This window comes from Candidatus Methylomirabilota bacterium (genome assembly GCA_036005065.1).
Taxonomy (GTDB): Bacteria; Methylomirabilota; Methylomirabilia; order Rokubacteriales; family DASRDR01; genus DASYQW01.
The window spans coordinates 1-5,363 of record DASYQW010000337.1 but is presented as its reverse complement, the minus strand read 5'-3'; the positions used below and the strand labels follow the sequence as shown (position 1 = coordinate 5,363).

The following is a 5,363-nucleotide window of genomic DNA, read 5'->3' as shown; positions in this document are numbered from 1 at the left end:
GCTGGTGCGCGAGCACTGGCGGCCCGAGTACACGGACATGGAGAAGAAGTACAAGGTCGTGGCCCAGCTCCCGGTGAAGCCGCTCGTCGCGGCCATGGACCGGTGGGACAAGGAGGTCGGGGCCCAGCGGATCAAGAAGTTCTAGTTTTTCGGAGGGGGGCGCAGCCCCCCTCCGAGCCACCCCCCCGGGGTTGCGCGGGCGAAGCCCGCGCTCGGAGCGCTTCGGTCGGGAGCTTCGTAGTGTACAACCCGAACCGGCGTGACACCGGGAGGCTTTTAGTGGGGAGGAGCCCGTGGAGTCGCTGAAGCCGAATCCGGATGTGTATCTGATGGACGTGAAGCCGGATCCGCGTCCGGCGCTCACGATCCGATCGGGCGACGTCGTCACGGTGGAGGTGCGCGAAGGGTTCTCGGGCATCCGGGATCCCTCGCGCCTGCCCACCCCGTTCACGGACGAGGCGGTCGGACACCCCCTCGGGCAGATCACCGGGCCGATCGCGGTGGAGGGAGCGCAGCCCGGCGACTCGCTCCGTGTCGAGCTGCTCGCCATGGAGGTGGGCCGGGAGGGCATGACGGCGGTGATGCGGAACTACGGCTTCCTTCCCAAAGAGTTCCCCGGCCCGACGATCCGCGCGTTCCCGATCCGGGACGGGATGATCCACTTCGGCGACGTGCGGATCCCGGTGCGCCCCTCGCTCGGCACCCTGGCGACCATGCCCGAGGTGCTGGACCACTTCGGCTACGCCGGCCCCCACGGCGGCGACCTCGACCAGAACGAGCTGCGGGCGGGGACCGTCTGCCACCTCCCGGTCTTCGTCCCGGGAGCCCTCCTCTTCCTGGCCGATTCTCACGCGATCATCGGCGACGGGATCACGTGTGGGACCGGGCTCGAGTGCGATGCGACGGTGACGCTCCGGGCCACGGTGGAGCGCCCCCCGTTCCTCGACCGGCCCGTCATCGAAACGCCCGAGACCCTGCAGTTCGTCGGCACGGCGCCGACCCTGGAAGAGGCCTGCCGCGACGCCGCCCGGGCGGCCATCCGGTACATCACCCGGACGACCCGCCTCACCGGCGAAGAGGCGTACATGCTCGCCTCCCTGGTGGGCGACTTCAAGATCGGGACCTCGCCGCGGCCGGTGATGGCCGTCCGGCTCGTGCTGCCGAAGGCCGTGCTCGGCCAGGCGCGGCGCGCCCCCGAGCCCGAGCGACCTCGGGGAGCCTGACGGGTGGGGACGGCGGGCTCGGGCCGGACGCCGTGATCCAGAGCCTACGCACTCTCGAAGGGGGGCTCCGCCCCCCTCCGAGCCGCCCCCACCTTCCGGGCTGGGTGGGTGGGCCCGCGGGCGAAGCCCGCGCTCGGAGCGGCTCGGGCAGACGCGCTCGGACGCTTCGGGCCGTATCTGCGTAAGGAAGCGGTTGAGCCACATGGCCGCCCTGATCCAGAGCCTCCGCTTCCGACTCACCAAGCGGTTCGGCCCGAAGACCGTCCTCGACGACTTCGCCCTGGAGGTGCGCGGTCGAGAGTTCGTCACCTTCCTCGGCCCGTCGGGATGCGGCAAGTCGACGGCCCTCAACCTGCTGGCCGGCCTCCTCCCGCCCACCGCCGGCGAGATCTGGCTGGACGAGGCGCGGATCGACGGGCTTCCGCCGGAGCGGCGCGGCTTCGGCATGGTGTTCCAGAACTACGCGCTGTTCCCCCACCTCACGGTCTTCCAGAACATCGCCTTCGGCCTCGAGCTGCGCGGCCGGCCGCGCGGCGAGATCGTCGAGCGGGTCCGGCGCATGCTCGAGCTGGTCCAGCTGCCGGGGTTCGAGGCACGCTATCCGAGCCAGCTCTCGGGAGGGCAGCAGCAGCGGGTTGCCATCGCGCGGGCCCTCGTGATCGGGCCCCGCCTCGTCTTGCTCGACGAGCCGCTCAGTAACCTCGACGCCAAGCTCCGGCTCGAGATGCGGGCCGAGATCAAGCGGCTTCACGCCGATCTCGGACTCACCGCGATCTACGTGACGCACGACCAGATCGAGGCCCTCTCCCTCTCCGACCGGGTCGTGGTCATGAAGGACGGCCGGGTCATGCAGGCCGGGACACCGGCCGAGATCCATGACCGCCCGGCGAACCTCTTCGTCGCCGACTTCATGGGCTACCGGAATTTCTTCCCGCTCACCGTCACCGGACGGGGCGCCGACGGGACGGTGCTCGGCCGGGCCGGCACGCTCCAGCTCGCGGGCCGCACGGCCGCCCCGCTGGCGCCGGGGGCGGCGGGCATCGCCGCCGTCCGGCCCGAGGACGTCCTGCTCACCGAGGACGCGCCCGGCGTGAACGTCCTGTCGGGCCGCGTGCGGCTCATCGAATACCTGGGGCGCGAGCACGACCTCGAGGTGGAGCTCCCGTCGGGGCAGTCCGTCAAGGCGCGCGTCGGCCGGCCGGTGGCGGTGGGCAGCCCGGTGGCGCTGCGGCTCCCGGCGGAGCGCGTCGTCGTGCTGCCGCCCGAGGACGGCCTGGGAGCCACCCCGTGAGCACGCCGGCCGCGATCGCCGGGCCGGCCGCCCGCGCGCGGCTCGACCGCTCCCGGGTGGGTCCCGGGCTCGTGCTGCTCGTCCCCTCGGTGGTCTACCTGCTGGTCATGTTCGTCTATCCCTTCGCCTACGGCGTCGTGCTGTCGCTGCGACCCGGCCCGGGGGCGGGCGGCGGCCTGTCGCTGGCCAACTACCTCGCATTCCTCACCGACCCCTGGCAGGCGCGGACGATCTGGGTGACCGCTTCGATCGCCGTCCCCAACACGCTCCTGACCGTCGGACTCGCCCTGGTGGTGGCCTACGCGATGCGCCGGGGGATCTGGCTCGAGCGGACGATCACGACCGTCCTCATCCTGCCGATCGCGCTGGGAACGGTCCTGGTCGCCGAGGGGATCAACGGCTTCTACGGGCCCAAGGGCTGGCCCAACCAGCTCCTGGTGGCGGCCGGGCTCGGCGATCCCCTGCGGCTGACCCACAACTACACCGGGGTGATGATCGCCCTGTTCGTCCAGCACTTCCCGTTTTGCTTCCTCATGCTGCTGGGGTACATCTCGGGGATCGATCCCGCCCTGGAGCACGCCGCCCGCATTCTCGGCGCCGGGCCGTGGGCGGTGTTCCGGCGCGTCATGTGGCCCCTCATCGCCCCCGGCGCGGCGATCGCCTTCGCCCTCGTCTTCGTCATGAACTTCGGCGTCTTCCCGTCGGCCGTCCTGGTCGGCCAGCCGGCCGGCGCCACCCGGACGATCGCCATCGCCGCCTACCAGCAGGCGTTCGAGCACTACGACATGTCGATGGCCTCCGCCGTCGCCGTGATCATGGGCGCCTGCCAGCTCGTCGGGCTCGCCGTCGTCCTCCTGCTCCGGGGCCGCCTCCGGGCGACCGGGGTGGCCACGCTCGGAGCCGGGAAGCGCTGATGCGCGGGCGGATCTGGCGCCTGGCGGTCTTCCTCTTCGTGCTGGGATTCGTCCTGAACCTCCTCGGCCTCGTCAGCCACGTCCTCGTCTCCTCGTTCGCCCGGCGCTGGTTCGCCACGCCGTTTCCCCCGACCTGGACGACCGCGTGGTACGCGTACTCCTGGGAGGAGTTCCAGCTGCGCCAGGTCCTCACGGTGACGGTCACGGTGGCGGGGACGGTCACGGCCCTGGCCCTGCTCCTCGGCTTCCCGGCGGCCTACCTGCTGGCGCGCCGCGACTTCCGGGGAAAGGGCGGGGTGCTCCTGCTCTACTTCGTCCCGCTCCTCATTCCGCAGATGACGTACGGCATCCCGCTGGCCACGACCCTCTACCGGTACCGGATCGGCGGGACGATCTACGGCGTGATCGTGGCGAACCTGGTGCCGATGCTGCCCCTGGCCGTGTTCGTGCTCCTGCCGTTCTTCGAGCAGATCAGCGTCAGCCTCGAGTGGGCGGCGCGGGTCCACGGGGCGAGCCGCCTCCAGGTGTTCCGGCGGGTGGTCCTGCCGCTCGCGCTCCCCGGGCTCCTGACGGCCGGGCTCCTGGTCCTCGTCAACACGGTGGCGAACTTCGAGCTGACCTTCCTCCTGTCGGGGGCCGGCTCCCAGACGCTGGTGGTCGCGCTCTACTACGCGGTCTTCGCCGCGGGCATGCGGCCGATCTACTCGGTGGACGCCATGGCCGTCATCTACATGGCCATCGTCCTCCTGATCCTGCTGGTCGCCCTCCGGTTCGTCCGTCCCACTCAGATGGTCTTCCGCCTCGACCGCCGGTAGGGCGGCGTCCGGGCGGTGCTACAGAGCCAAGAAGCATGACGAGCCCATCCCGCCGTCGATCGATGAGGAGGTGGTGGAGATCGGCGGGTGACCCGCCTTCCGGTCATCTCCGGCCGCGACGCCGTTCACGCTCCCCTCCCGTATACAAACGGATACACCGGGGATGCCGAGGGAGGCGACTAACCTATCGTCGCACCTCCGACCAGACCACCCTATCGCTCGACGCCCGCTTTCGCCTTGCCGGGGAAGGCCCGGTCGGATATAGTCGGGCAACGCAGTCGCCGGGATGACACCGCAGTCAGCGCTCAGCTTCACGCGGTACCGGGTCACCGTGGAGGCGCTGGAACCGCTCGTCCTTCCCGCCTACCTCGGCTCCACCCTCCGCGGCGCGTTCGGCCACGCGTTTCGGACCCTCTGCTGCCCGTCCCGGCCTGGCGAGCCCTGTCCCGTTCCGGCGAGGTGCCCCTACCACCTCGTCTTCGAGACCGCGCCTCCGCCGGGCGCCGACGCCCTCCGCACCCACGAGGAGGTTCCACGCCCGTTCGTGATCGCCCCGCCGCCGGCCGCCGCCCGCGAGTACCCCGCCGGACGGGAGGTCGTCTTCGACCTGACCCTCGTCGGCCGCGCGCGCGAGTTCTTCCCGTACTTCGTGGTCACGTTCCGGGAGGTCGACCGGATCGGGCGCGGGCGGCGCGCGGTGGCGCTCCGGCGCATCGATGCGTTGCATCCGATCCGGGGGACCGCCGAGGCCGCCTACCGGAGCGAGGACAACCTGGTGCGGGCGGTCGACGGCCGGGTCACCCTGGCCGACTGCGCCGCGCTCCCGTGTCCGCCAGGGGGCATCCGCGTCCGGTTCCTGACCCAGACCCGCCTCAAGCACGAGGAGGCGTTCGTCCGCCGGCCGGAGTTCCACGTGCTGGTCCGGCGGCTCCTGGGACGGCTCTCGTCGCTGGCGCGGTTCCACTCCGGGGCAGCGCTCGACGCGGACTTCCGCGGTCTGATCGAGCAGGCCCACGACGTGCGACTCGTCCGAGACGAGACGCGATGGACCACCTGGGCGCGGTACTCGGCCCGCCAGGACCGGCGCATGGAGTGGGCCGGCCTCGTCGGCACAGCGATC

The 5,363-nt window shown here is 71.5% G+C and carries 5 protein-coding genes; all 5 read left to right on the top strand.

Annotated elements, in window-relative coordinates; translation table 11 throughout:
• Nucleotides 1-293 precede the first annotated feature (293 nt).
• Complete coding sequence (locus VGW35_22590; protein ID HEV8310460.1) at nt 294-1,223, top strand: acetamidase/formamidase family protein; 930 nt, start codon at nt 294-296, stop codon at nt 1,221-1,223.
• Between the two features lie 202 nt (nt 1,224-1,425).
• Nucleotides 1,426-2,514 carry an ABC transporter ATP-binding protein gene (locus tag VGW35_22585; protein HEV8310459.1) on the top strand — a complete coding sequence of 363 codons (1,089 nt, stop codon included), beginning with the start codon at nt 1,426-1,428 and terminating at the stop codon, nt 2,512-2,514.
• Complete coding sequence (locus tag VGW35_22580; protein ID HEV8310458.1) at nt 2,511-3,428, top strand: sugar ABC transporter permease; 918 nt, start codon at nt 2,511-2,513, stop codon at nt 3,426-3,428. The genes VGW35_22585 and VGW35_22580 overlap by 4 nt, the downstream gene beginning before the upstream one ends.
• Nucleotides 3,428-4,243 (top strand): ABC transporter permease subunit, encoded by an 816-nt coding sequence (locus tag VGW35_22575; GenBank protein HEV8310457.1) that lies wholly within the window; start codon nt 3,428-3,430, stop codon nt 4,241-4,243. The genes VGW35_22580 and VGW35_22575 overlap by 1 nt, the downstream gene beginning before the upstream one ends.
• A 286-nt stretch (nt 4,244-4,529) precedes the next feature.
• Nucleotides 4,530-5,363 (top strand): hypothetical protein (locus VGW35_22570; GenBank protein HEV8310456.1); only part of this gene is annotated, 834 nt, incomplete at its 3' end.